Origin of the sequence: Bifidobacterium mongoliense DSM 21395 (assembly GCF_000741285.1) — a bacterium.
GTDB classification, from domain to species: Bacteria; Actinomycetota; Actinomycetes; order Actinomycetales; family Bifidobacteriaceae; genus Bifidobacterium; species Bifidobacterium mongoliense.
In genome coordinates, this window is sequence record NZ_JGZE01000002.1 from 146,767 (window position 1) to 172,577 (window position 25,811).

Sequence of the window (25,811 nt, forward strand, 5' to 3'; positions counted from 1 at the left end):
GTGATGCCCTGCCCGTCATTGCAGGGGCGTGGGGTCCGATTTTCCCAAATATCGGACCCCACGCCCCGTACATGAAGGATACTATCACAGTATGATAATCGTTATCGACATCAATATTGGTGTGCCAACGGTGTCACCTCAACGCTCGCGCCGATGCTGATCGTTTGTTCGCAGGATATTGCCCACAATCCTGACGGCCCCACACAGCACGCCGCCGATCGGCCAGGGGATCCAGAACGGCACGCCTCCCACCATCGAGGCCCCATCATGCCCGGGCGTTCCGGCGAAGAGCATCCACAGACCCACTATCGTCGCCACCAACATGATGATGCCGCATACGGAGCCGGTGATTTTACCGTAGAAATCGTTCTCCTCGTCGCGTTTCACCGCCTCTTCGGACGCCTCCCTGTTGTAGCCCGCGATGTCCATGTGCCCGTGCCGTATGCCGAAATAGATGAACAAGGACACGGCCAGGGCGACGCAGAACAGAAGGATGCCGACCGGCCATCCGTCGTCGAGCCCCAGCAGCTGCTCGCTGGTGATGATCTGCGCCACGCCGACCAGGATCAGGCCGATGCCCACGACCACCGCGATGGCCAGGTTCCGGGACGAACGCAGGCGGTCATCGTCGGTGTAGAAATCCTCGACGTAGGGATGACGTCGGCGAAACTCGGAATGCCCCATCGACGCGGGGATGATGAGCGCCAGACCGGTCACGACGCCCAGCGCGATGAAGACGAACTGCAGCACGTCGTTGGCCGGGCTCACGCCCAGCAGGGAGTTGTCCTCATCGAACAACATGCCCAGACCAACGCCGACCAGGATCGAGGCGACACCGGCCGCGATATGCCAGGCGAAGCTCCGTGCGTGATCGTCGTATCCGGTCACATCCTGCGCCATGCTCACGCCCATCGGCGCCGTACCCCGAAGTCCGGCCTGCCTCACGGAGCCCGAAGGCCCTGCGGCATCGCCGCCGGCGAACGCATTGCGACGCACCGCATCCTGCCCGGCCACCGCATCGGACACCGCTGCCGGAGTGGTTCCGGCCGCACCCGTGGCGGATACCGCCGTGGCAGCCGCCGGATGCCGCACATCGCCGAGCACCAGATCGTCGAGGGTGCAACCAAACATATCGCAGATCATGAGCAGCTTGTCCATCTCGGGATAGGCCTTCTCCGACTCCCATTTCGATATGGATTGCCGGGAGACGCCCAGCAGCATCGCGAGCTGCTCCTGCGTCATACTGCGCTGGGCCCGTAGGTATTGAAGATTGTCTCTGAAGCTCATTTGGGGGTCCTTTCATAGGGTTACCTCCATCATGACGGCATCTTCAATTCTAGACCACCATCTTGCGGTTGCACAGCCAAAACGCAACCGCAACCGTGCGCAACCAGCGGTTGCATCGTTGATATACCAACCCCGAGCGCACGGACCACCACCTAAGCGGGCCTCACACCCAACGGCCACCAGCCGACCACCAAGGTCGGATGGCCACCACAATCTGCCGTCTACCACGGCAGATATGCGTTCGTGATCGCCCCGGCGTCGATGGCCGCCAGCGATTCGCTCTCGGGCACGGTCATGAACCCCTGCCCGGTCATCCAGTGGTCGTAGCGTCGGATCGCCTCAATGTCCATCGGACCCCAATGGCCCTGCGGATCGAACCATGTCGGCGCGATGATACCCAACGTGTGCGCGAGCACGGCGGGGCTGACGTTGGCCAGCGGGTCCTGCAGGGTCCGCATCGCCGCATCGCGATCGTCGGCCGCACGCCGATACCCCAGTGCGGTGTCTCGGAGGAAATCGCGCACGACCGCCTCATTGCGTTCGAGGAATTCACGGCGCACGCATACGTAATACGAGTAGTGCGGGGCGATGCCCAGGGAGTCGAAGGGAATCGTCACGATGCGGTCGAATGACGAGGAACCCTGGAACGGCTCCCACCACACGACATTGACGAACGCGTCGAAGGTGCCGCTTTCGATGGAGCGGAAGTCCGACTCCCACCCACCCGTGGACACGACGTTGACCTTGGCGATGTCGCCGCCGTCCTTGGCCATCGCCTCCTTGAGTTCGGCGAAGAGACGGTAGGCGGCGGCCGGGAAGCCCAGGGTGCGGCCCTCGAGATCACGGAATCGGTGTATGCCGCTGTCAACCGACGTCACCACACCACCGACCTGGCACTGGTTGAGCGCCGCCACGGCCACCAGGCCGGTGTCCCCGCCCTGATGCGAGAACAGGTCCTTGTGTCGCACCAACGCCACCTCGCACTCGCCGCGCGCAAGCAACGCCGCCGGGGTGCCACGGAACGAGTCGCCGTTCGAGAAGACGACGTCCATATGGTGCCTGGCATAGTCACCGTTGGCTCGCGCCATATAGAATCCGGCGTGGTTGGTCCAGGAATGAATGTATTCAAAACGTACGGTCAGCATGATTGCTCCTTGTGTGCTGTATTGATTGCTTTGTCTCCAGACGAAGCGATATGCCATTCGGCCATGGATGGTCGGATGGCATATCGTCGTCCGCGCGGACGCCCGTGCGGACGACGATCAGTGCGGATGCCCGCGAGTGATGCCGCCGCTCAGCACGACAGGGCGTCCGCGCAGCCGCGTATCGCGTCGAGATACCGCCGGCCCGCAGTTCGGCCGAACCACGCGGTATGGCCGAGCAGCGACGTGTCGTAGCACCACGCCGCATCCTGCGGCCGGTGCGTGGCGGTCATGTAATAGGCGATCCAGTTCAGGGCGGCCTCGGACTGGCTCACCGGCAGCATGCCGGCAATCAGATCGAGGTCCGCCTGATCCAGATCGCATACGCGGTGATATCCGCGCAGGATGGCGATGGCCAAGTCGGGACGGCATCGCTCGTCTTCGCCGTTCGCGATGGCGACGAACTGGATGGTGTTGCGTTCCAAGGTCTCGACCAGATCGAAGATCGCGGTGTTGCGATCCGCCAGACCGAAGTCGATGACGCTGGCTGGCGCCGATCCACGCCACAGGAAGTTGGAGACGTGGGGGTCTCCGTGCGTCCAGCAGGGCGGTCGCAATCGGTATGCCGACGCGATGCGCGCGGCGTACGAGCGGTGTGCCCGCAGGTTGCTCATCACCGGGCGATGGGTGGCCGCAAGATAGTCGGCCACCGCGGGGCGCTCCCCCAGCCAACGCCGCATCGCCGTTTCGACGTCGTCCTGTGCAAACAGGCCGAAATGGTCCTGGAACGGATTGGGTCTGCGTACGGGCGGCTCCGCGAAGTCGCGAGCGGCCGACGACAGCCGAGCCATGAAGGAACCCAGCGCCTCAGCCTCCGAGACCGTACGCGGCGGATCCCATGACAGGGCCTCGCGGTACCGGTCGTCGCCCGCGGCCCTGGTCGACACCTCGTAGACAGCATTATCCACGGTCAGGGTCGTCTCCTGGGACCGCCCCGACCCCATGCCGGACAACGCGGTCGATGCATCATCGAACGCAAGGAACGTCGGCGTTTCGATGCCCCGTGCCGCCAGATGCGCCACGAAACGGTGGTACGGGAGCACCGACGCGGCATCACGCACGGTGCGGTCGTAGCGCTTGATGAACACCGTGCCTGCCGACGTCCGAACGAGCGAACCCGCCGCCGTCGGCCTGCCACTGTGCGCCACCACCGCATCGGCATGGAGCGGCGAGCGCAGCCGGGACAACACCGATTGCGCCTCGTCGACATCGATATCGGCCCATCGCTGCGCGACGATGTCGAGCTGCGGGTCGCCGTTATCGTTCCTCATGGTCTCTTCTTCCCGTTCAGGCGCGAGAGCCCGCATCATGACCGCTTGCCAGACTGGCCAATGTCCCGGTACGGGCGATCATCCTGAAGAGGAGCCACATCAACGCACCGGCGATAATCGCCCCGGACACGATGCTGCACACGAAGCTGACGATGATGAATCCGGCGGCGTATCCCTGATAATCCATGACCCAGGAGAGGGCCATGCCGCTAGGCCGGCAGCCGCACCCGACAGAGCCGTCATCGCCAGATTCCACGCCTTGTAGGCGACGCCAGGAAGACGAGTTCGGGGCCAGACCCTGGATGAGACCCGGCAGGATGGTGCCCAGCCCACCCCAGTGGCTGCCCAGGAACGCCTCGACGATCCCGGCGATGAGTTCGGCGAAGAGCGCCGCGCCGGGCTTGCGCACGATGACGGCGGCCAACGGACCCGCGAAATAGAACAGTCCCCAAGTCAGCGCGCTCATGCCGGGGACGAACTGGAACAATGCGGACAGCGGTTCGGAAATCAGCCCGACACCCCAGAAGATGACGCCGGATGCAACGGCGATGACCGCCGTCACCGTGATGTCGACCGTCCTCCACCTCAGGTTGCGAACAGGTGCGGACGGTTGGGTTGATGTGATGGTGCTCGTGGCTATCCTTCTCGTCTCGATACATGGTCATCGAGCGGGAAGCGCCTGTCGGATAGTTCAAGCTCCGTACGCCGGTATTATCCGGATCACGTGTTCGGTCGGTATCAGCCCTCTCAGCTCGCCATAGGCGGCTCCCGCGCTCAATGCTGATCACGCTACCTCACCTCGCCTACATGATTCCGCCCTGCCCCGAGTCCACGTTCCGCCACCCGCGGCATGACGGTCAACGCGCCGTGGTGGCCCCCAACGCATCGCCGGCGCCAGTGGCATCGACATCCAGCGACACCCCACCGTTGCGCGATGAAGTCGGATAGACTGCTCGTAACCGCTTCGCCGCACCACGGTCCACCCCGGAGCCGCCGATCGAACCTGTGGATGCGCACGCCGCCTCCCAAAGGCGTCGGGCGGAAAGGAATCGATATGAAGCCATTACTGCAGGACCGTTGTCTGGTGATCGGCGTCGCCTCGAGCGCATTATTCGACCTGGGCGAAGGAGATCGCATCTTCCGGGAGCAAGGCACGCAGGCCTACGAGCGATACCAGCGTGACCATCTCGACACCCCACTGGAACCAGGAGTGGCCTTCCCCTTCATTTCGCGCCTCCTGTCGTTCAACAGCATCGTTCCCGACGCCGTCGAGGTCATCATCCTGTCGAAGAACAGCCCGGTGACCGGCAAGCGGGTCATGCGCAGCATTCGGCACCACCGGCTCGCGATCACCCGGGCGGTGTTCCGCAGCGGCAAGTCACCATTCGATTACATTCCGGTCTTCAATATGTCCCTGTTTCTCTCCGCCAACGCCGTCGATGTGGCTCAGGCGGCGAAGCGCGGCTTCGCGGCCGGTCAGGTGCAACGCACGGAGCATCTGTTCTCCGACACCGGATCCGAACTGCGCATCGCCTTCGATTTCGACGGCGTGCTGGCCGACAGCTCATCGGACCTCGTGTATCGCCGGGCCAAGAAGGAGCATCCCGAAGAAGCGCTCACAATCTACCAGAGCAACGAACGCGACCATATCGACGATCCCATCCCCGCAGGGCCGCTCAAGCAACTGCTCGCGGGCATCAACCGTCTGCAGCACGCCGAACGTGAGGTATTGCAAGGTCAACAGGCGAAGAACTCACCACGCCTGCGCGTATCTCTGGTCACCGCGCGCAATGCCCCGGCGCACGAACGCGCGCTCAACACACTCGAGGCATGGGGACTCGAGGTTGATGACGCCTTCTTCCTCGGCGGACTCGACAAGGCTCCGGTGCTCAACACCCTGCGTCCGCATATCTTCTTCGACGACCAGGAGTCGAATCTGTCGGCGCACGACCTCTCCATCCCCGCCGTGCACATTCCGGTCACGGTGCGTCCGGAGGAGTGAACGAACACGATGATCGTGACCGTGCAAGGAGCCACTCCATAGGATGGCGGGGATGCGATGGCACCGTTGTACGCACACCACGCCATTCACATATCACGCCACACGCACGCCTCCCGCCCCCGTCATCACATGGTTTGGGTGGCGGCCTTCTTGTCTTGCAGACGCAGATCGTAATCCCGGCAATCCGGCACTGCGGCCATGAGGACCGCGCACAGCACGGCGCCCAAGCCGGACAAAGCGAACACCCATTGCACGCCTATGGCATCGCCGAGCGGGCCGGCGAACAACAGGCCGATGGGTCCGGCAAGGTTAGACAGCGACATGACCACGCCGAATACCCTGCCCAACTCATCCGCGGGAAAGCTCTCCTGAATCATCACCATGGTGAGGGTGAAGGGGAATGAAGCGGCGAGGCCGGCCACCGCATTGAGCGCTACGAACACGACGAACCCACCCAGATCCCTGGGCAGCACCGCGCATGCCACGAAGGCGACTCCCAACAGGCCCATGCCCGCGACCGTCGGTACCATGCGGTTTCTCGTGGCGCCGAACACGCCGATAATGGCGCCCCCCGCGAGCGATCCCACCGACCAGACGACCTCGACGATGCCCGCCTGCGTAATACTGCCGCGGAAATACTGCAGGGTCATGAGCGGGTACAGACTCGCCGCGGGCATGAACAGCAGCGAAAACAGCGCGCCGATGATCACGATGGCCCACAGTCCCCGCACCACGCCGATGCGTTTGAACCCGAAGACGGCGTCGGCCACCACGTGAGGTCGCTGCGAGACCGCAGCCTGGTTGGACTGAATGGTCACGAACATGAGCACGGCGAGACCGAGGACGGCACCGAGTACATCGAGCAGGATCAGTAGATTGATGGGGATGAACGCGTAGAGCAATGCCCCCAGGGCCGGGGATATCACCATGGTCGCGGATTGCACCATGCCCAGGGTGCCGTTGATCTTGGTGATTTCGCCCTGCGGCACCATGGTCGGCAGGATCGACTGTACGGTCGGCGACTGGAAGGCCTGGGCACCCGATCTCACCAGCAGTGAATCGAACACCAACCAGAGCGGGAAGTCGCCATCAACCGTCCCCACCACCGACAGCACGATGGCCACCGCGGCGGCGACCATGTCGGGGACGATGAGCAGCGCTTTCTTATTCCACCGGTCGATGAACGTACCCACAAAAGGGCTGAGCAGGACCATCGGCAGCATGGCCGTGAGCGTCGCCAGACTGAGGACCGTGGCGGAGCCGGATTGCTGGGTGAGATACCAGATGATGCCATACTGCACGATCATCGAGGTAATGCCCGTGACGAATTGGCTGAGCAGGAACAGATAGCTGTTCAGTCGCCAGTTGGTGGGTATCGGTTGTTTCACGGGACATCGTCCATCTATTGGTCGGGCGCGGGCGTCACGTCGTGTCGCATACGACGTTCCGAATCACTATACCGATGGCACGGCACCGAATGGACCCATGCCGCGCGGCGGCATGGGTCCGCGCGCCCGAACGCGGCCATCCCCGCGCAGTCACCAACGGCTCCGCCCCGGGAAAGGCATCTGTCCATCACGCGAACTCGGAGCATGCCTCCACAGACTACCGATCGGCGTTGCGAACGGCGGTGGCGATGGAGGTATCCGGTGGATTGTAGGCGATAAGCGTGGATTGGAACGCGTGGTAGACATCGGATTTACCCGGCCATACGGTACCGATGACATGATTGTCGTGATCGAGCTGGTGGAACCACGACCCCTTGTCATGATCGATGAGGTACTCGTCGGTGTATTCACAGAACTCCACATACCGTCGCGCATACTCGTCGTCATGGGTCACGGCGAACAACACGGCACTGGTGTTCATGGCCTCGGCGACCGTCCAGTGCATCCTGTCGCGGACGACGGGCGTCCCGTTCCAATCGGTCGTGTACACCATGCCCGGTTGGCCGTCAACATTCCAACCGTCGGCGACGGCGCGCGCGAAAAGGTGCTCGGCAGCATCGACGTACCCCGCCAAACGGTGTGCATCGAGTTGAGCTGACAGGGCCCACTGCGTGATCAGACGGGCCCACTCGATGCCATGACCGGGAGTGGCGCCGTAAGGCTTGAACTGATCGGCCTTCTTATCGGCGTTGTATTCAAGCATGGGCTCCCAATCGGCGGAGAAGTGTTCGGGAATCCTCCACTGGTTGCCTTCCGCCCAAGCGATGACATGGTCGACGATCCTGCCGGCGCGCCGACGGTACAGCTCCTGACCGGTGGCATCGGCCACGGCGAGGAACGCCTCGGTGGTATGCATGTTGGCATTGAGGCCGCGATATGGATCAAGCTGCGAGAACGCGCTGTCCCAGGTATCAACCGCCAGACCGATCTCGTCATCCCAGAAATGCGCGTTGAACACATCAAGAGCGTCATCAAGCAGTTCACGTGCATGCGGTCGTCCGGCAAGCAAGGCCGATGAAGAGGCAATGAGTACGAACGCGTGGGTGTAGCAGATCTTGCCCTCCACCGGCACGCCCTCGGACGTCACCTGCGGATACCAGCCGCCATGGTCGTCGTCGTGGAGCACACCGCGCAACCCGTTCAACGCCTTGTCGACCAGTTCGCCTGCCCCGCGATATCCAAGCAAGGCCGCTATGGAATACACGTGTGCCATACGACCCGTGATCCAGGTCTGCACACCCTGCGAGGGATCCAATCCCCCTTCATCGTCCAACCATCCCGAACCGCCGATCGGCGCGGGGAACCCCTCGCCGAACCGCAGCAGATCGTATGACTGCGAGGCCATGAACACACGATTGGCTTCCGTGCCCAACCGGTATTTCGGATTGATATGCTTCAACGCTGATGCATGCATCGTTACCGCTCCTTGTTTGTGGTATCGACATTGGAACCCCAACCGACCGCCGGATCGCACACCGCGACCGCCAGGGTCGTATCCGATTGACCATAATACGCGAACCAACGGCCATGGAATTGCACGAGGCCCTCGACGAACGTGACGTTGGGGATAAGACCGTTGAAGTCCTCGAACGTCTGCGGTTGCAACCACGATCGCTGCATGCGGGCGAGGACCTCATCGGGATTGTCGGGATCGATGACGAACTGCCCGCAACGGTAATCCACATCCCACCCGCCGTCGGGGCGACGGGTGCGGGTGGCACCGTTCATGAGGAACAACAACAGACCATTGTCCGTCATGACCGGCGGCGCGCCGATCTCCACGAGATCCGCGTCGAACGAGCCCGGGGTCGAACGGTACAGCGGTTCGGTATCGGGCGTGCCCGGTGTCCAGTGGATCAGGTCGTCGCTCACGGCCCAGTAGATCGACCCCTCCCCGAAGTACATACGCCACTTCCCGTTGATTTGGTAGGGAAGGATGACCCCGGCCTTGGACCATTCCCCGTGGTGGGGGGTGCCGGTCATGGCGAAGGTGTCGAAGTCGTTGAACAGAGGCCCGTGCTTCGTCCAATGCCGTAGGTCGGTCGAAGTCGCGAGGCACAGACGCGCGTTCTTTCTGTCCCATCCGGTGTATGTCAGATAGTACACGCCGTCGATGGCGGTGATGCGCGGGTCCTCGCAGCCGTAGCGTTCATAGTCCTCGGTGGGTGAGAGCACCGGTTCCGATTCACGTTCGAAGTGGAAGCCGTCCTCGCTCGTGGCGATGCCGATATGGGAAATGATGTCCTCGGCATGCGCCCGATAGAGGATCACGACCGTATCATCAACCACCAGTGCGGCGGGATTGTACAGGTTGGAGGACTCCCACGAACCCCCGAGCGGCTTGAGAACCGGATTGTGTTCGTAAGGGACGAACGGCCCGAGGGGGAAATGCGCCCCGGTGAAATAACTGGTGCCAGTCATGATGATGTAACGATTCCTTTCCTGCCGGCGAAAGGGTGGCTCTCACCGGGTCTGCATGGGTAGCGATATCTCGGGATCCCGGCCCGAACGGTGCGGTCAGCCTTTGACCGCTCCCAGCACGCCGTTGACGAGGTAGCGCTGGATGAAGATGTATCCCAGCACGAGCGGGGCGGCGACGATGAGTGTGGCCGCGGCGAGCAACGGCCAATTGTTCGAGTAGGTGCCTTTGAAAGCGAAGAGGCCGGCGGATATCGGGAACTTCGACTGGTCGGAGAACAGAACCGTCGCCAGGATGATCTCATTCCAGATCCACACCGCCTGGAGTATGAAGACGGTGGCGAGCGCCGGTTTGGCCAGGGGGACCACGAATTTGAACAGATAGGTCCAGTATCCGACACCGTCGATGGCGGCGGCCTCATCGAGGTCGCGGGGCAGTGAAGTCACGAAGCCCGAGAACAGGAGCGGACCGATGCCCACGCCGACGGCCACCATGAGGATGTAGCCGAGCTGGGTGTTGTACAGATGCAGCCTAAGCAGCAGCTGGAACTGCGTCATGAGCGCGTTCGGCAGGAACAGGACCAGCGTGAACAGCAGGTTCCAGAACTTGGCGCCCCGGATGTATCCACGGGCGACGGGGAATCCCATGAACAGGGCGATCAGCGTACCGAAGCCCGCACCACAGACCGTGTAGATCACGGTGTTCAGGAAGTAGGCCCCGAAGCTGCCTTTCTGCCAGGCCTCGGAGAAGTTGCCCCAATTCAGGGATGTCACCACGCCAACAGGGTTCGAGATGAACTCCGTGTTGTTCTTCAAGGCGGTGTTGAGGAGAAACAGCATCGGAAAGATGAACGTGATGAGGATCAGGGCCACGAACAGGTAAGCCAACCAAGGGATGTGGCCGATCCTCCTGTGTCTGCGCATCCGTTCCTCACTTCTGCTGATCGTCTCGCCCATCATGCCAGGACCTTTCCTCGTCATCGAACCGTTCGAGATCTCGCTCATCGCTGTTCCTTTCTGCGCAGGTACCACAGCGTGGTCAGCGTGATCACTCCGACCAAGACGAACTGGACCATGGAGATCGACGCCGCATATCCCTGCGACTGCGAGAGCGTGGTCCCCGAACGACCGCCGAAGGATTGCATGTAGACCTGCAGGGAAAGCACCTGCGTGCCCTTCTTATCGGCACCGGTGAGCACATAGGTCAGCTGGTAGCTTTGCATGGCGTTGACGATACCGAGCAGCACATTGGCGGTGATCGAAGGCGCCAGCATGGGCATGGTCACGAATCGCAACTGCTGCCAGCGGTTGGCTCCATCGATGCTGGAGACTTCATAGAGCTCCTGAGGAATGGCCTGCAGACCGGATAGGAAAATGATCACCGAGGTGCCGCAGACCATCCAGATCTGCACGAAGATCACCAGGTACAGGGCGATGTTCTGATCGCCGAAGAACGCCGAACGCTGGCCGAACAGCTCGAGCACGCGCTGGATCGGTCCACCCGAGGTGTTGAACATCAACGACCAGACGAGTGCGGTGACCGTAACGCCGAGCACGGTGGGCATGAAGACGACCGCGCGATAGAGGTTGCGGCCGCGGAGCTTGGGATTGTTCAGCAGGATGGCGATGCCGAGCGCCAGATAGATCTGAATGACGGTGGAGACGCCGGCAAAGATAAGCGTGTTCTTCAGCGCATTGAGGTTATCGGCCCGATGGCCTGCGCCGAAATAATCGATGTAATTCTGCAGCCCGACGAAGTGGGTCGGCAGATAGGAGACCTGCCGCAGATCGGTGAACGACACGAACAGCACGGCTATGGCCGGCACCAATGCGAAGACCGTGAGTACGGCGAGTGCAATACCGAACGTCGCGCGCAGTGGGGCTCGTGAGGGGAATGGGTAATTATGTTGATTGTTCATATCATGTCCTTATGAAGGGAGGTGCGGCAGGGAACCAATCCCCGCCGCACCTCCCGACCAACTGCGAATCGTTGGCTGAGTGGATCAGAAGGCCGCGGACCATGCCTTCTGCGCGGAGTCGGCCGCCTGGGCGGAGGACTGCGTACCCAGAGGCGAGAGCGCCGGATAGTTGAAGGGGTACACGGCATCCTCACCGGCCTTGTTGTTGGCCATCCAGACCTGATCCCATGCGGGTTGGTACGTCTTGGTGTACTGCGCGACGGAGTCCAGGAAGGCGGAGGTCTTGACGTCGGGCTGCGCCGAGGAGTAACCGGCGCCGTTCACGAAGGTGGCATAGTTCGTGGGGTCGGAGAAGAACTTGAGCCAGGCCAACGCACCGGCCTTGTTCTTGGTGCCTGCCGAAACGCCGAGCTGCAGCTCCACCTTGCCGTTGAGCAGGGAGTTGTCGGCGGCGTTGTCGGAGCCGGGGAACGGGATGTAGCCGTAATCGAAAGCACCGTTGACGGCCGTCTTGATGGTGGGCTCGTTCCATGTGCCGTCGGGCATCATGGCGAAGTCACCGCGCGCAAACGCCGCGGGCAGATCATCGTACCCGGCTCCGGAGAAGTGCTCCTGCGTATTCTCGAAGACCTTCTGCGTCCTGTCGAGAATGGCCTTGGTCTTCTCGTCCTTCAGGCTGACCTTCTGCTTCCACAGCCCTTCCGCGAGATCCTGCTTATCCTTCAGGGTCGGGTACGAAGAGGCCACGTTGCCCAGCATGACCAGACCCGCCGGCCATGTATCCTTGCCGCCGATGCCGAACGGCGTGACACCTTTGGCCTTGAGCGTGGACATGACCTGCTGCAGCTCCGACCAAGTGGTCGGCGCCTTGAGACCATGCTGTTCGAAGATCTTCTTGTTGTAGTACAGACCCGTGGAATAGCTCAATCCCGTCGGGACCGCATAGTCCTTGCCCCCGATGGCCGCGGCGTCGAGGACCGACCTGGTGTAGTGCTTCATGAACGATTCACCCGTGAGATCGACCAGCCCTCCGGACTGCGCCAACTGCACGTCATCGGGCGTGGAGGACTTGGCATAGCTCGGGGTTTCGGCGAAGTTCTTCAGCACGAAGATGTCCACGGACCCTGCGGACAGACGGGCCGATTTGGTCGCGGGATACGAATCGTTCGGCACCGATGAGAAATTGACCTTGGCTTTCGGATATTTCGCGGTGAAGGCTTTGTTCACGGCCTTGAACGCGGCATCCGAAGCGGAGGCGCTCGACATGAGGATGTTGATGTCCCCGGACACCTCTCCGTTCGAGGACCCGCCGGATGCCGACGAGCCGCCGCACGCCGCAAAGGATCCGATCATGGCCACGGACCCTGCCGCGGCGATTATGGCGCGGGAGATCATCCCGCCGCGCGATATGTTCCAACTCATAGCGTGACTCCTTCGTCATACCGAAACGTTTCGGTTGTGCTTGCACGACCAATATACATGACTTTGCCATGCATGTCGAGCCCGGCATGAAGACACCATACGACACGTGCCCGAACTCCCGATATTCCGGTATTTACCGACGAAACGCCCGAGCGACCAACCACCGCATTCGCCTGTCTGATCCATGGTCGGACCATCCCATGCCAGCGGCACGCCAACCTGACATCGGGTCATTGCGGCGGCGCATCCAGAAGGTGGTTCAGACGCCGACCACACTGCACGGACAAGGACCGATGGATTGTCCGCCGACGATCTCGGCCGGAGGTATGGTCCGATTCGCCACCTGAACCCCGCCGATGACATCAAGCAGCATCTCAGAGGCCACCGAGGCCAGCTGACGGGGATTGGTCCTGGCGGTCGTCAACTGCGGCCGGCTGTGCACCCCCATGGAGATGCCGTCGTATCCGGTGACCGACACATCGTCCGGGACACCCAACCCAAGATCGAGGCAACCCCTGATGAATCCCAACGCCATGAGGTCGCTGGCACACACGACGGCCGTCGGACGATCCGGGCCCCGCATGATGCGATGCGCCGCCTCCTCGCCACCCCGGTAAGTGAACTCACCGTCGACGACGCACGTGGCATCAAGCCCCGCCTCGGTCAACACACCCCTCCACGCCTTGTAACGCAGTTGAGAATGCACGAATTCGGACGGCCCGGAGATATGCGCGAACCTGGTATGTCCGAGGTTGACGAGCATGGCCGTCAGATTGCGCATGGGGCCCTCGGCATCCTGACGGACGGTGGGAACAGGCAAGTCGTCAGCGGCATTGATCGCCACCGCAGGAAAATCCAACTTTCGCAACAGCCGAACCCGGGGGTCATCAACACGCAGCTCGTTCAGGAACACGCCATCGACCCGGCGATTCAACGCGAGTTTCCGATAGCGCTCCAAAGTCTCCTGTTCGCCATGACTCACCTGCAGCACCAACGCATAATCACGCGATGCAATCACTTCTTCGATGCCGGTGATAAAACTGCCGAAGAACGGGTCCTCTTCCAACACGTTGATATCACGCTGAATAACCAGACCAACCGCGAATGCCCGGTTCGACGACAGGCTGCGCCCCCGCAACGAAGGCACAAAACCCAGTTCGTCAGCAACGGCGAGGATGCGACTGCGCGTGGCCTGCGACACCCCCGGTCGTCCATTGATGGCAGCCGATGCCGAACTCACCGCCACCTTCGCAGCCTTGGCCACATCGACGATCGTCGTTCTCTTGGGCGCTGCTCCTGGCATGGCTATATCCTAAGCCCGCCAAGAGACCGACGATGCCCGAAGGAACACGTGGGCCGGCTGCGGATGCATGGCGCGCAACCGCCATCACCCCCGCAGCCCCTCGATGGAACCACTGACCACACGCCCCTTGGACACCACGGCCACGATGTTGTTCACATCGAGATCATCGATGCGCTCCCAGGGCCTGCCCTTGATGACAATGAAATCCGCGCTGCTCCCCGCGATGAGACGACCGGCCTGATCCCCGATGCGCATGGAGTCGGCCGCGTCGGAGGTCGCGGCGGCCATCGTGCGTTCCGCACCCCAACCGAAGATCTTCGACATGAGTCGGACCTCCTCCATCTGATCCCCGTACGCGACGAGATTCTTGCAGGCATCGGTACCAAGCACGAACCGAACGCCGCATTCGGCAGCCCTGCGGAACATGGGATTGCGCCCTTCGATGATCTTTCGAGCCTTGTCTCTGGCGATCGCGCTCACAGCGGATGACCGATAGGCGATCACCTCATTCACCAACAAGGTCGGGGCGACGGGGATGCGTCGCTGTGCGATGCACTGCATCTGCTCCACGGTCATGGCGGTGGCATGTTCAATGGAATCGACGTGTTCATCAAGCGCAATCTGAATGCTGTCCGTCGTGTGGCAATGCGCCGCCACCTGCATGCCCAACGCGTGCGCCTCATCGATGGTTGCGCGAATCTCCGCCCTGGTTTGGTTGCGCCAGGCGACTTTATCACCCAGCGACAACACGCCGCCGCTGAGGTATATTTTGATGCCGGTGGTACCTTGCCGCGCCCACACCCGTACCAGCTTATGGCATTCGTCAGGGGAGTCGGCAACGGGATTGCGCTGTTCGGCACGTGGCGGAGTAAATAAATCGCCATGGCCAGCGGTCATGCCGACCTCACCGTCGGCCAGGACCCGAGGCCCTCGGATCACGCCCTCGGACAACGCCCTCGAAACCGCGATTTCTACGGCGTGGGAAGCCATATCCCGCATGGTCGTCACGCCGAAGCGGGCGCATTCCTGCGCATTGGCCAGCACGTGGAGCGACATCTCCTCCGGCGGCGTATACAATCCCCACGAGAAGGTGTCCGCAACCGTGGTCGAGGGGTATTCCAGATGCAGATGGGTATCGACCAGACCCGGGATGATGCTGAGTCCGAGATCGTCCTCGGCGTGCGCCTGCACGTTGCGGGCATAACCGGCATCGGCCATGGCGTTCCCGCCGCCGACCTTCTGCGCAGGAGCAACGGAATCGATTCGCCCATCGCTCCACGAGATGGAGGACGAACCACGGTACCCGTCACCGTCCCACACAGGCAGCCCAGTGATGGTATGTTGCGATGCGTCATTGAACGGCATGAATCTGACTCCTTCGAACCGTGCGGCCGACTATCGGCTCATTGAAACAATGGATGTGATCACGTGGATGGCGATGATCGCACGTCAACCCCGGCGTGCCAACGGCCGTGCTCTGCACAACACACGCCGTCGCCGAACCTCGGAGCCGAGATTGCCGCCGATCACGAGGCCACGACGAACCGAGGCCGAACGATATCGTCCAGGATCGTCACACAGGAGTAGACGATCATCGTGACCAAGGCAATGACGATGGCCGAGGCCCACATCTGCGCATAGGAAAAAGTCGCCACCGCCTTGGAAATCGATCCGCCCAGGCCGTTGCCCGTCGAGAGCCACTCCGCGATCATGGCGCCAACGACGGCAGAGGGGATGGACACCTTCGCCGAGGCCATAAGCGAGGGGACGGCACCCGGCAATGACACCTTCATCAACAGGATCCAAGGTCCACCCCCGTATACTCGGATGAGATCCGAACTGGCTGTAGGCACATTGCGCAAGCCGAACAGAATATTCGCCAACGCGGGAAGAAACACAACGATGATGACCAGCGTCGTTACGCTGCGTTGCCCGATGCCCATGATCAGGGTGATAAGTGGGGTCATGACCACCAACGGTATGGACCGAAGTACCATGGCGGTAGGCATCACTATATGCTCGGCAATGGGAAATAGGCAGAACAGCACCGCCAGAAGAAACGCAAAGCCCAACCCCGCCACATACCCAATGCCCGCGTCACGCAAGGTGATGCCTAGGTTACCGAACACCATGGCACGGTGTTCGGCGGCATCCGGATGCCCCATAAGATACGTCCAGACCTGCGCCGGGCGCTTGCCTATCATCTGGTTGACATCGAACGCATCGAGAACCACCTGCCATAGCAGTACGACCACCACGACGGCGATCAGCATATTGCACACACGCCGAACCACGAATCGAAGCCCAGGGTTCATCGATTGATCTCCTTTGCCCACGGGGTAAGCAATCTTCCAATCACCCCGACGAGAGCATAGCCAAGCAGCGATATGATTCCCGTCACCAGGCTCAAGGCCCAGACCCTGTCGGGCTGCACCTGCCGCTGTGCCGCATTGAGCGCGACACCGATACCGGTATCGATACCGCCCAGATACTCACCGACGATGGCTCCGAGGATCGCACCGGGAATCGCTACCTGCAGTGCGGTCATGATCGCCGGCAATGCAGCGAGGATGCGAACCTTGCGAACCTGCGTCCATGCGTTGCCACCGTAGACGACGATGAGGTCAAGCTGACTTCGCGAGGCCGATTTGAGGCCGGTCAGGGCACCGACCAACGTCGTAAAGAATACGAGCATCGCCGACAGCGCGATGGCGGATACCCGGCTGCCGAAGATAACCATGACCAGCGGTCCAATGGCCGTGATGGGCAGGCAGTTGGTCAGCACACCGATCTGCGAGACCAGCTCCTCCAATTTGGGAACGACCAAGACCAGCGCCGCCAGCATGAAGGCAATGCAGTTGCCCCAGACGTACCCCCAGCCGGCACGGGCGAGCGTACCCGCCGTATTCCGTCCGTAGAACCCCCAGCCATCGGCGATTATGGAGCGCACGACCGCCACCGGCGTGGGAAACGACGAGGTGGAGACGGACGAGTACGTAAAGCCCCACCACACGCCGATCAGCAAGAGCACGCCAACGCAACCGCCAAACCAAGGTTTGCGAAGCCACGACTGCGCCGCGCTCACGGTTGCACCGCCCTACCCGAATCCGAAGCCGGCTTGCCGTCCCGGTCCTCGCCCGATACCGAGAAGAGCATGCCGCTGAGACGATCGACATAGGCGTGGAAGGCGTCCGTGCTCATCGTCTGCACCGTACGGGGGCGGGGAATATCAATGGGGATCATGGTGACGACGTGCCCAGGATGGGCTGACATCACAGCGACGTAGTCCGAAAGCAGCACAGCCTCCGCGATGCCATGAGTGACCATCAGCGTCGTGGTGGCCCGTTGCATCCAAATTCGCTGCAACTCCAAATTCAGGTGCCGCCTGGTCATGTCATCCAAGGCGCCGAACGGTTCGTCCAGCAGGAGGAAGCGGGGGTTCACGCTGAGGGCGCGCGCGATGGAGGCACGCTGCCGCATACCTCCGGAGAGCTGGCCGGGCCTGCTGCGCTCAAAGCCCGCAAGCCCCACCAATGCAATCAAATCGCGAACGGCGGCGTCATTCTTGTGCCCCTGTATCTCAAGCGGTAACGCGATGTTGCGTTCGACGGAGCGCCACGGCAGCAATGCGGGATCCTGGAAGGCGATGCCCATTCCCGCTGTGGCATGGCCCGGTTCCACCCGTTCCCCGTTCACCATGACCGATCCCGACGTAGCGCGATCGAGTCCGGCAAGAATGCGCAGCACGGTCGATTTCCCGCAACCCGACGGCCCGATCAGAGATACGAAGGCACCTCGGGGAGCGGCTAGATTCACGTCGCGAATGGCCTGAAACTCTTGACCTCGCCCTGCGGCGAATACCTTATCAAGATGGACTATGCGAATGCCATCGACCCCGCGATCGGCTTCATCGCCCCGGTCAAGCACGTCGGAGCCAACCGTTTCTTCTGAGTCCAGACGAGGATGATGGGTCATTTGAGCAATTCCGGATTCTCCGAGATGACCTCGTCAATGAGCGAGGTATCGAACAGCTTGGACGGCGTCACCGAAATCCCCGCGTACGTCAGGGTTTTAACGGTGCCCGACTGAAGATCCTTGCTAATGGTAAGCAAGCCGTTCGCTTTCGTCTCGGAGGTCTCGATAATCGCCTTTTCCCTGTCATACGTGATGTCCATCGACTGCTTGCTGTACTGCTGGTCCTTGCCGTAGTCGTTGATGGTCAAATTAACCGCTTGGTCCTTATCGGACAGAGCCTTGCGCCATCCCTGAATGGTCGCCTTCAGGAAGGCCTTGAGCTCGGCCCGATGCGAGTCGATCGCATCCTGCGAGGCGATGAGAGTCTCGCCCACCATCGGCAAGCCGGCATCCGCCATCAGCAATTCCGTGGCCTTGAATCCGGAGGCGGTAAGAGCCGCTGCGCCAGTGGTGGTATAGCCGATATAGCCGTCTACCTGACCCGTAGTGAGCATACTCGTATCCGAAAATGGAACGGTGGTCACATCTTTTTCCGACAGTTTATTCGCTTTGAGGAAGGCTTTCCAAACCAACGTGTTGGAATCGCTCACACCGATCTTCTTGCCTTTCAGGTCGGAGACGGAGCGAATGGGTTTGGACGCCGCTGAGACGATCGCAAAGGGATTGACCTGATACAGGGCGCCAATGGTCTTGAACCCGGCCCCCTCATTGACGATGGCAGGAGCCGTAATGAGCGGAGAACTCACGCCGACCAACGCCTTGCCGCCTGCGACCGCCGCTTCCGCGCTCGTGGCCGACGAGCCTCCGGAGATGAGGTTGACCTTGTCGAACCCGGCATCACGGTAGAACCCATCCTTGTCGGCGACATACATGCCGGCGAACTGCATATTTTTCAGCCAGGACAGTTGGACCCCAACAGTACCGTAGCTCGGTTTACCGTCCTGGCTCGCATCGCCGGTCGCGGAAGACGATCCGCATCCGGCCAAGGCGAGTAAGAGTACGGCGCCGGCAGCAAGGGCTCTCGTATATCGTGCAAACATGTCTTCTCCTGTTATGTTGGGCAACGGGCAACAATCGCATACGATACCTCAGCCATGGAAACTCAGTGTTACCTATTCCGTTCCCTCGGTAGGACACCCCGGAGAAGAGGCGGGCATCGACGGCCGCGCCGGTCGGCCGCGCCGCAATCCGTCATCCCGTCGCGCAATGAAAGAATACAGTGCGCATTCGCGCTCACTGTTGCCCCATTCCATATCTGGGACATTATTCATCGATTATCATTTATCTCACGAACTATGTATTCAGAAACAGTTCGCGGTGGTAAAACGATGATATACTATCAATTGCGAAGTTATTTTCGGCAAACAGAACATGGAGCCGAATGAAGCTGAGAACATATTCAGCAATCATTGATGTGGCAATAAGGAGCTCAATTCATGCCTATTCTCCAGGGATTTGAAGAGGTCAACATCACGGCACCCATCACCAAGATGACGATGACCGTGATGGATACCCGTGTCCGCTTCAACAAAGCCACCGCCATCGCTCTCGGATACCCCGCCTATGTGAAGGTATTGGTGAACGACAAGACCAAACAGGTCGCTCTTGAGGTATGCACCGGCCGCGATGCGAATGCCGTCAAATTCAGCAAGCCCGAAGGCAAGCAGACCGCTTCGGTCAGCCTCAAGGACGTGACGCTCGTCGCCACGATCCGGAAGTTCTTCACCCTCAAGCCCGCCGCCGAAAGCGAGGATTCCTACGCGGCCGTTCCGGGCAGGCTCTTCCCCGACCAACACGTCGTCGTCTTCGATGCAGCCGAAGCGGTGGCCGGAACCATGAAGCGCCGTGGTCGCAAGAAGGTCGTCAAGGACTGAGCGTCTCATCGCACGCAATCACCAGTGGGCCATGCCGTAAACCGGCATGGCCCACGTCGTATTTCCGGTAGGCATAATCCGCGACGTACCTGTGGCCCCTCCCCGGCAACGCTATACTTGGTGTCAGGTGCGATGAAGCACCCCGTCAGCCGCGTGGTAGCGGATGGCGACACCAGGCATGAACTCCGTGACAGACGCCACACAGCGTACACGGCCGTGTACGCAAACCACAGTCATGGCCGTCATGCACATATCGGAAAGGTTGGATTATGACTGGAGTCAATGGGAAGGTGGTCATCGTCACCGGAGCGGCGGTGGGTATCGGCGCCGCGGCGGCCAAGTTGTTCGCCGCCAAAGGGGCCACGGTCGTCGTGACGGACGTGGACCGCGACGGAGGAGAGGCCACGGTCCGCGATATCACCACAGCCGGAGGACAGGCCCTGTTCCTGGAGCAGGACGTCTCGAGCGAAGCGGATTGGCACCGGGTCGTCGCCGCAACCGTTGAAGCATTCGGCGGCATCGATGTCCTGGTCAACAACGCCGGCATCTATTTCATCCGCTCCCTGGCCGACACGACCACCGAGGCATTCAACCGGCTCATGACCATCAATGTCACCGGCACATGGCTCGGCGCGAAGCATGTGGCACCCGAACTCAGGAAGCGCGGCGGCGGATCGATCATCAACCTCTCATCGATAGCCGGCCTGCGCGGCAGCCCCAATCATTCGGCCTATGGGTCGAGCAAGGGCGCGGTGCGTATCATGACAAAGGACCTGGCCGCGGAACTCGGACCGGATAACATCAGGGTCAACTCCGTCCACCCCACATACGTGAGGACGCAGATGGCCGACCAAGGCGCCGCGGCGTCGGGGTTGACGCTGGACGAGATGGGAAGGAAATTCTCACCATTGGGACGATTGGCGACGGTCGAGGATATCGCAAATCTCATCGTCTTCCTCGCGAATGACGAATCCTCCTACCTGACGGCATCCGAATTCGTCATCGACGGCGGCGGAACCAGCGTGTTCTAAGGGCCCGCACCGTGGCGACGGCGCCCGGTCCGCAGTATGCGGAAGCCCGTGCCGCCCGGGCCCATTATGGTACCATGGCACCAGTAGTGCACGGCGTTACGGCCCGGATCTCAGGCGATGCCAGTGGCAATGATGGGATGGCGACCATACCCCCGTGAAGCGCTCAACGAAACGAGGTGCGACATGAATGACGGACAGCAGTACACGCCACAGAACACGGCGGGCGGCACTCCGGGAGGTCCCCGGGTCGGTGCTCAGCCCAACATCGGTCGGCCTGCTGCACCGATGCAGCCCGCGCCGGCCGGCCCCCGGCCACCACAGCCCATGCCCGGATATCCGGTGTACCCCGGTTCCGCCCCGATGCCCCAGGTGCCGGGCGCCTCGCAGCCACCAATGCCCCAGAAACCCAAGAACAGCGCGGCGAAGGGCTTCGCCATCGCCGGTTTCATACTGGCGTTGATCGGTTTGTTCGCGGTCATCTGGCAGTACAACAAGTATCTCAGCCCGTTCGGCACGGTCGGTCTGGTGATGTCCGTCGTAGGTCTCTTGCTGCCGGAGAAGGGTGAGGACCGCAATCGAATCACCTTCATCTTCGCGGTCGTCGGCATCATCATCTCGATTCTGGTGCTCATCGCGACGCTGGTCATCGGCATATTCGATCTGAAGCCGTTCCTGTACTAGACGCCCCGCCCGAACGCCGGATATCGAAGTCCCTCATCGACATCGCCCCGAACGAATCCTTTCGTTCGGGGCGATCCCATAGGTGCGTCGCGCATGCGACCCAGCCCGACTCCTCCGGGCAGCAGTACACCACTCACATCCGGTAGATGAACGCCTCCCACGGCTCGAGCCGCCGGGTGGTCAGCGAGGCAAGCGTGTGGTCGGCCGGATAGGTGCTCAACACGACGTCGTCCACGCTGATGCCGGCCGTGCCGCTGGATCGTGACGGGAAGCCGGTTTGATCAAAACCGAGCAACCCTGCGGTCTCGGGCGGGATGACGGCGGTGTGGGAACTGAGATTGGCGACCACCAGCAGATCGCGGTGCCCCGGGACCGGCACCGGCAGACTGCGCACGAAGGCGTACACGCGCTTGTCATCGGCATCCAGCAGTCTCCATCCCCCGACCGACACAACGGGATCGGTGTGGCGCAAATCGATCAGCCGGCGGTAGAAGGCCAGCACGGAGTAGGGGTCACGCTGTTCATTGCGGGCGTTGATGACGTCCTTGTTGGGGTTCACCTCCATCCATGGGCCCGGATCGTCGGGACCCGAACCGGTGAATCCCGCATAGCGCGAATCGTCCCACGGCATGGGGGTGCGCGCATTGTCGCGACTGCGCATGGTGAGTGCGCTGATCATCTGCTCGTGCGTGGCGAGCTTGTCCTCGAGCACGCGGACATCGTACAGGCTCAGGGATTCGATGTCGCGATACTGACTCAGGCTCGTGAAGCCGGCGTTCGTCATGCCCAGCTCCTCCCCCTGGTAGATGTACGGCGTGCCACGGTGCATGTGCAGCACGAGCGCGAGCGCCTTGGCCGACCTCACGCGCAGATCGTCCGTGCTCACGTCGCCCCACCGCGAGACCACGCGGGGCTGATCGTGGTTATTGAAGAACAGGGCGTTCCACCCCTCGACGCTCACCGCCTCCTGATACCCGCGCATGATGCGCTTGAGCGTGACCAGATCCAAAGGCAGCGGGTTCCACTTACTCCCCCGCTCATCGAACATCATGTGGTCGAACAGGAAGAGCATGTCGAGTTCCCCGTGATTCGGCGTGGTGATATGCCGGTTGCGCACCGGCGTGATGCCGGGCGCCTCGCCTACGGTGAGGAAGCCCTCGCGCCCATCGAACACCCGCGAGCGCATCTCGGCGAGGAACTCGTCGAGCCGCGGTCCGTCTGCGGCGGCGACCTGGGAGTTGCAGTACCCGCTCTCGTCCGCCGGACCGTCGGGCAGCGTACCGTCGGCGGCGACGGGTTTGGATATCAGGGCGCTGACGTCCATGCGGAAGCCGTCGACCCCACGGTCGAGCCACCATCCCATCATGCGGTAGACGGCGTCACGCACCGCGGGGTTCTCCCAGTTGAGGTCCGGCTGTTTGCGTGAGAAGGAGTGCAGATAGTAGGCACCCCGACCCGGGTCGTAGGTCCATGCGGAGCCCCCGAAGTCGGAGCCCCAGTTGTTGGGTTCCGCGCCCGGGGTGCCAGGAGTGTGGCCGGGCTTGGCGGGGCGCCACCAGTACCAATCGGCGTACTGCGGATCGCCACGACGGGACGCTTGGAACCAGGCATGCTCGTCGGAGGTGTGGTTGACCACCAGATCCATGACGATCCTGATGCCCCGTGCGTGCGCCTGGCCGATGAGCTCGTCCAGGTCGTAGAGCGTGCCGAACATGGGATCGACGTCCCTGTAATCGGCGATGTCGTAGCCGTTGTCGTCCTGCGGCGAACGGTAGATCGGGCTGAGCCACAGCACGTCGACGCCAAGATCCGCCAGATAGTCGAGCCGGCTCGTGATACCCGGGATGTCGCCGATGCCGTCGTTGTTGGAATCCTGAAAGCTGCGCGGGTACACCTGGTACACCACCGCGTTCGCCCACCACGGGCCATCGAGGGCACCGTTGGCATGCATGCCACGAGGCAGTGGGCTGCGCTGTGCATCGGTCATCGAGATGTCCTTCCTCCGTCGTTTCCACGACCCACTCTAAGGGGTGTGGAAGCGCAGGAAGGACCCGTGTCGCACACAGCTGATTACCGTGCCAGTCACGGCGGATCCCGTCTCTCAGGCACGCATGCCCAGATAGGCCTCCTGCACGGCCGGATCATGCAACAGCCGTTGCGCCGGACCTTCGAGACGGATGGCGCCGTTCTGCAGCACGTAGCCGTAATCCGCGACCGACAGGGCAAGCTCGGCCTGTTGCTCGACCATGAGTACGGATACCCCGAGCTCGTCGCGCAGCATGACGATCTGATCGAGCACATCCTCCACGAGTTTCGGCGACAGGCCCATGGTGGGCTCGTCCATGCAGATGACCGACGGATGGCTCATGAGCGCCCGGGCGAAGGCGAGCATCTGCTGCTCGCCGCCGCTCATCGTGCCCGCCTGCTGCATACGGCGCTCCTTGAGTCTTGGGAAACGCTCGTACATCTGCTCGACATCGTCGGCCACCCCGGCCTTCCCGGGCCGCGTATACGCCCCGGCGAGCAGGTTCTCCTCGACGGTCATGGCGGGGAAGACGCGCCGCGCCTCGGGTACGGCCGCGATGCCCGAACGCACGCGATGGCGCGTGGACGAGGCGGTGATGTCCTGACCGCGGTAGACCAATGTGCCGCTCGCCGGGGTCTTGAGACCGAGGATGGTCTTCATGGTGGTCGACTTGCCCGAGGCATTGCCGCCCAGCAGGGACACGATAGCGCGCTGCGGCACGGCGATCGACACATCCCGCAACGCGTGGACCTGTCCATAGAACACGTTCACCTTGTCCAGGGCCAACAGGGGCGGGGTCTGAGGCCGGGACTCGCGTCCCTGTCGGGCATCGTCCCCGAGACGGGCCGACGCATCGGCCGACGACGGCGCCGATGGAGCGGGCCGAACCGCGGAAGACCGAGCTGGAGAAGACACAGTCGGCGCCGGTTCGACGACGCGCCCGATCGCGTTCTGCTTGGCCAATACGTCCTGCTGCCCCGCCGGCCCGGACTGGACATGCGCTTCGCGGCGCTTGCCCAGGTAGGCCTCCACGACCTGGGGACTGTGACGCACCTCGTCGGGCTCCCCGAACGCGATGATCCTGCCGCCGTCCATGGCGATGACATGGTCGGAGAGCGCGGTCACCAATTCGATCTTGTGCTCGACCAGCAGCATGGTATGACCCTGCGCCTTGAGATGCTGCAACTGGCGCAACACTTCTGCAGTTTCGGACTGGTTCATGCCGGCGGTCGGCTCGTCCAGCAGCAGCAAAGCGGGCTCACTGATGTGCGCACGGGCGATCTCCGTGCGCCGGCGGTTCGCATAGGACAGGGTGTAGGCATAATCGTTCCGCCGGCTGCCCAGGCGCTCACGGAACCGGTCGATCTCACGGCCGACGCGCTCGGTGACGTCGCGGTTCTCCGCCCTGGTCTTCGGTCCGGGGATCAGCGCCAAGGCGGTTTCCGCGAGCAGGGAGAGCCAGCGTATGACCGGATAGCGCTGCAATCCCTTGAACGGCCGCTGGGCGTTCAGGCGCTTGTGGAATCCCAGCCCGACGTTCTCGTCGACCGTGAGCCCCGCGAACACCCGTCCGTTCTGGAACGTCCTTGACAAGCCGCATTCGGCGATGTCGGGCACGCTCAGACCCGCCACCGACTGACTCTCGATATCGATGAGACCGGAGTCCGGCGCAAGAAAACCCGAGATGAGGTTGATGGCCGTCGATTTACCTGAACCGTTGGGACCGATGATGGAGATGACCTCGCCCTGATGCAGGTCGAAGGAGATGTCGTTCACCGCCTTGAGCCCGGCGAAGGATTTGCTCAGATGCCGCACCTGGAGCACCGCCGGCGCATCGAGCACGGCACGACGATGTTCGGCGGCGAACGCCAGGATGTCGTCGTCGCCGTGCAGATCGTCCCTGTCGATCGGCATATCGCGCGATATCGCGTTCGGCTCACTCAGATTCGTAT

22 protein-coding genes are annotated in these 25,811 nt (G+C 62.0%); 4 read left to right on the plus strand and 18 right to left on the minus strand.

What is annotated here, in order from left to right:
• Nucleotides 1-138 precede the first annotated feature (138 nt).
• From BMON_RS01900 to BMON_RS01915, 4 genes are all read right to left on the minus strand, one after another.
• Nucleotides 139-1,287: a helix-turn-helix domain-containing protein gene (locus tag BMON_RS01900; protein WP_033512329.1), complete on the minus strand. Its 1,149-nt coding sequence runs from the start codon at nt 1,285-1,287 to the stop codon at nt 139-141.
• Between the two features lie 221 nt (nt 1,288-1,508).
• The gene (locus BMON_RS01905; RefSeq protein ID WP_033512328.1) at nt 1,509-2,432 is read right to left on the minus strand and encodes an ABC transporter substrate-binding protein; all 924 of its coding nucleotides are present in this window, start codon (nt 2,430-2,432) and stop codon (nt 1,509-1,511) included.
• Between the two features lie 149 nt (nt 2,433-2,581).
• Nucleotides 2,582-3,760 carry a phosphotransferase enzyme family protein gene (locus tag BMON_RS01910; protein WP_033512327.1) on the minus strand — a complete coding sequence of 393 codons (1,179 nt, stop codon included), beginning with the start codon at nt 3,758-3,760 and terminating at the stop codon, nt 2,582-2,584.
• Nucleotides 3,761-3,776: 16 nt separating this feature from the next.
• On the minus strand, nt 3,777-4,322 hold the full coding sequence (locus BMON_RS01915; protein ID WP_237745287.1) for an ECF transporter S component: 546 nt from the start codon (nt 4,320-4,322) through the stop codon (nt 3,777-3,779).
• 492 nt (nt 4,323-4,814) lie between these two features.
• On the opposite strand from BMON_RS01915, the gene BMON_RS01920 reads away from it, so the two are divergent.
• Nucleotides 4,815-5,762, plus strand: coding sequence for a 5'-nucleotidase (locus BMON_RS01920; protein ID WP_033512326.1), 948 nt, complete (start codon nt 4,815-4,817; stop codon nt 5,760-5,762).
• A gap of 125 nt (nt 5,763-5,887) precedes the next feature.
• On the opposite strand, the gene BMON_RS01925 is transcribed toward BMON_RS01920, so the two are convergent.
• The 12 genes from BMON_RS01925 to BMON_RS01980 form a co-directional block, all read right to left on the minus strand.
• Nucleotides 5,888-7,150: an MFS transporter gene (locus BMON_RS01925; RefSeq protein ID WP_051917759.1), complete on the minus strand. Its 1,263-nt coding sequence runs from the start codon at nt 7,148-7,150 to the stop codon at nt 5,888-5,890.
• A gap of 217 nt (nt 7,151-7,367) precedes the next feature.
• Nucleotides 7,368-8,624 carry an AGE family epimerase/isomerase gene (locus tag BMON_RS01930; protein ID WP_033512325.1) on the minus strand — a complete coding sequence of 419 codons (1,257 nt, stop codon included), beginning with the start codon at nt 8,622-8,624 and terminating at the stop codon, nt 7,368-7,370.
• A gap of 2 nt (nt 8,625-8,626) precedes the next feature.
• Nucleotides 8,627-9,631 carry a glycoside hydrolase family 130 protein gene (locus BMON_RS01935; RefSeq protein ID WP_051917760.1) on the minus strand — a complete coding sequence of 335 codons (1,005 nt, stop codon included), beginning with the start codon at nt 9,629-9,631 and terminating at the stop codon, nt 8,627-8,629.
• 96 nt (nt 9,632-9,727) lie between these two features.
• Nucleotides 9,728-10,633: a carbohydrate ABC transporter permease gene (locus BMON_RS01940; RefSeq protein ID WP_051917761.1), complete on the minus strand. Its 906-nt coding sequence runs from the start codon at nt 10,631-10,633 to the stop codon at nt 9,728-9,730.
• On the minus strand, nt 10,630-11,547 hold the full coding sequence (locus tag BMON_RS01945; RefSeq protein WP_033512324.1) for a carbohydrate ABC transporter permease: 918 nt from the start codon (nt 11,545-11,547) through the stop codon (nt 10,630-10,632). Before BMON_RS01945 ends, BMON_RS01940 begins: the two co-directional genes overlap by 4 nt.
• Nucleotides 11,548-11,631: 84 nt before the next feature.
• Nucleotides 11,632-12,969: an ABC transporter substrate-binding protein gene (locus tag BMON_RS01950; protein WP_033512323.1), complete on the minus strand. Its 1,338-nt coding sequence runs from the start codon at nt 12,967-12,969 to the stop codon at nt 11,632-11,634.
• 259 nt (nt 12,970-13,228) lie between these two features.
• Nucleotides 13,229-14,272, minus strand: coding sequence for a LacI family DNA-binding transcriptional regulator (locus BMON_RS01955; RefSeq protein WP_033512322.1), 1,044 nt, complete (start codon nt 14,270-14,272; stop codon nt 13,229-13,231).
• An 84-nt stretch (nt 14,273-14,356) separates the two neighbouring features.
• Entirely contained in the window at nt 14,357-15,637 is a 1,281-nt protein-coding gene (locus tag BMON_RS01960; RefSeq protein WP_033512321.1) for an amidohydrolase family protein, read from the minus strand.
• A gap of 161 nt (nt 15,638-15,798) precedes the next feature.
• Nucleotides 15,799-16,587, minus strand: coding sequence for an ABC transporter permease (locus tag BMON_RS01965; RefSeq protein WP_033512320.1), 789 nt, complete (start codon nt 16,585-16,587; stop codon nt 15,799-15,801).
• Nucleotides 16,584-17,357, minus strand: a complete 774-nt coding sequence (locus tag BMON_RS01970; RefSeq protein WP_033512319.1) for an ABC transporter permease — start codon at nt 17,355-17,357, stop codon at nt 16,584-16,586. Before BMON_RS01970 ends, BMON_RS01965 begins: the two co-directional genes overlap by 4 nt.
• Nucleotides 17,354-18,247 (minus strand): ABC transporter ATP-binding protein, encoded by an 894-nt coding sequence (locus BMON_RS01975; RefSeq protein ID WP_081882772.1) that lies wholly within the window; start codon nt 18,245-18,247, stop codon nt 17,354-17,356. The genes BMON_RS01970 and BMON_RS01975 overlap by 4 nt, the downstream gene beginning before the upstream one ends.
• On the minus strand, nt 18,244-19,287 hold the full coding sequence (locus BMON_RS01980) for an ABC transporter substrate-binding protein (RefSeq protein ID WP_081882773.1): 1,044 nt from the start codon (nt 19,285-19,287) through the stop codon (nt 18,244-18,246). Before BMON_RS01980 ends, BMON_RS01975 begins: the two co-directional genes overlap by 4 nt.
• A gap of 396 nt (nt 19,288-19,683) precedes the next feature.
• Here BMON_RS01980 and BMON_RS01985 point away from each other — a divergent pair, with 396 nt between their 5' ends.
• The 3 genes from BMON_RS01985 to BMON_RS09145 all read left to right on the plus strand — a co-directional run bounded on the left by BMON_RS01985 (nt 19,684) and on the right by BMON_RS09145 (nt 21,833).
• Nucleotides 19,684-20,121: a hypothetical protein gene (locus tag BMON_RS01985; protein WP_033512318.1), complete on the plus strand. Its 438-nt coding sequence runs from the start codon at nt 19,684-19,686 to the stop codon at nt 20,119-20,121.
• Nucleotides 20,122-20,390: 269 nt separating this feature from the next.
• Nucleotides 20,391-21,152 (plus strand): SDR family NAD(P)-dependent oxidoreductase, encoded by a 762-nt coding sequence (locus BMON_RS01990; protein WP_033512317.1) that lies wholly within the window; start codon nt 20,391-20,393, stop codon nt 21,150-21,152.
• A 183-nt stretch (nt 21,153-21,335) separates the two neighbouring features.
• Nucleotides 21,336-21,833 carry a hypothetical protein gene (locus BMON_RS09145; RefSeq protein ID WP_051917765.1) on the plus strand — a complete coding sequence of 166 codons (498 nt, stop codon included), beginning with the start codon at nt 21,336-21,338 and terminating at the stop codon, nt 21,831-21,833.
• A 133-nt stretch (nt 21,834-21,966) separates the two neighbouring features.
• On the opposite strand, the gene BMON_RS02000 is transcribed toward BMON_RS09145, so the two are convergent.
• Together BMON_RS02000 and BMON_RS02005 are read right to left on the minus strand one after the other, a co-directional pair.
• Nucleotides 21,967-23,820 (minus strand): glycoside hydrolase family 13 protein, encoded by a 1,854-nt coding sequence (locus BMON_RS02000; RefSeq protein ID WP_033512316.1) that lies wholly within the window; start codon nt 23,818-23,820, stop codon nt 21,967-21,969.
• Nucleotides 23,821-23,934: 114 nt separating this feature from the next.
• On the minus strand, nt 23,935-25,773 hold the full coding sequence (locus BMON_RS02005; protein ID WP_202805439.1) for an ATP-binding cassette domain-containing protein: 1,839 nt from the start codon (nt 25,771-25,773) through the stop codon (nt 23,935-23,937).
• Between the last annotated feature and the right edge of the window lie 38 nt (nt 25,774-25,811).

What these genes read in the sequence shown, in the direction of transcription:
- BMON_RS01900 (WP_033512329.1), bottom strand. Translation starts at nt 1,287, where the DNA reads ATGAGCTTCAGAGACAATCTTCAATACCTACGGGCCCAGCGCAGTATG.
- BMON_RS01905 (WP_033512328.1), bottom strand. Translation starts at nt 2,432, where the DNA reads ATGCTGACCGTACGTTTTGAATACATTCATTCCTGGACCAACCACGCC.
- BMON_RS01910 (WP_033512327.1), bottom strand. Translation starts at nt 3,760, where the DNA reads ATGAGGAACGATAACGGCGACCCGCAGCTCGACATCGTCGCGCAGCGA.
- BMON_RS01920 (WP_033512326.1), top strand. Translation starts at nt 4,815, where the DNA reads ATGAAGCCATTACTGCAGGACCGTTGTCTGGTGATCGGCGTCGCCTCG.
- BMON_RS01930 (WP_033512325.1), bottom strand. Translation starts at nt 8,624, where the DNA reads ATGCATGCATCAGCGTTGAAGCATATCAATCCGAAATACCGGTTGGGC.
- BMON_RS01935 (WP_051917760.1), bottom strand. Translation starts at nt 9,631, where the DNA reads ATGACTGGCACCAGTTATTTCACCGGGGCGCATTTCCCCCTCGGGCCG.
- BMON_RS01940 (WP_051917761.1), bottom strand. Translation starts at nt 10,633, where the DNA reads ATGAGCGAGATCTCGAACGGTTCGATGACGAGGAAAGGTCCTGGCATG.
- BMON_RS01945 (WP_033512324.1), bottom strand. Translation starts at nt 11,547, where the DNA reads ATGAACAATCAACATAATTACCCATTCCCCTCACGAGCCCCACTGCGC.
- BMON_RS01950 (WP_033512323.1), bottom strand. Translation starts at nt 12,969, where the DNA reads ATGAGTTGGAACATATCGCGCGGCGGGATGATCTCCCGCGCCATAATC.
- BMON_RS01955 (WP_033512322.1), bottom strand. Translation starts at nt 14,272, where the DNA reads ATGCCAGGAGCAGCGCCCAAGAGAACGACGATCGTCGATGTGGCCAAG.
- BMON_RS01960 (WP_033512321.1), bottom strand. Translation starts at nt 15,637, where the DNA reads ATGCCGTTCAATGACGCATCGCAACATACCATCACTGGGCTGCCTGTG.
- BMON_RS01965 (WP_033512320.1), bottom strand. Translation starts at nt 16,587, where the DNA reads ATGAACCCTGGGCTTCGATTCGTGGTTCGGCGTGTGTGCAATATGCTG.
- BMON_RS01975 (WP_081882772.1), bottom strand. Translation starts at nt 18,247, where the DNA reads ATGACCCATCATCCTCGTCTGGACTCAGAAGAAACGGTTGGCTCCGAC.
- BMON_RS01980 (WP_081882773.1), bottom strand. Translation starts at nt 19,287, where the DNA reads ATGTTTGCACGATATACGAGAGCCCTTGCTGCCGGCGCCGTACTCTTA.
- BMON_RS01985 (WP_033512318.1), top strand. Translation starts at nt 19,684, where the DNA reads ATGCCTATTCTCCAGGGATTTGAAGAGGTCAACATCACGGCACCCATC.
- BMON_RS01990 (WP_033512317.1), top strand. Translation starts at nt 20,391, where the DNA reads ATGACTGGAGTCAATGGGAAGGTGGTCATCGTCACCGGAGCGGCGGTG.
- BMON_RS09145 (WP_051917765.1), top strand. Translation starts at nt 21,336, where the DNA reads ATGAATGACGGACAGCAGTACACGCCACAGAACACGGCGGGCGGCACT.
- BMON_RS02000 (WP_033512316.1), bottom strand. Translation starts at nt 23,820, where the DNA reads ATGACCGATGCACAGCGCAGCCCACTGCCTCGTGGCATGCATGCCAAC.
- BMON_RS02005 (WP_202805439.1), bottom strand. Translation starts at nt 25,773, where the DNA reads ATGCCGATCGACAGGGACGATCTGCACGGCGACGACGACATCCTGGCG.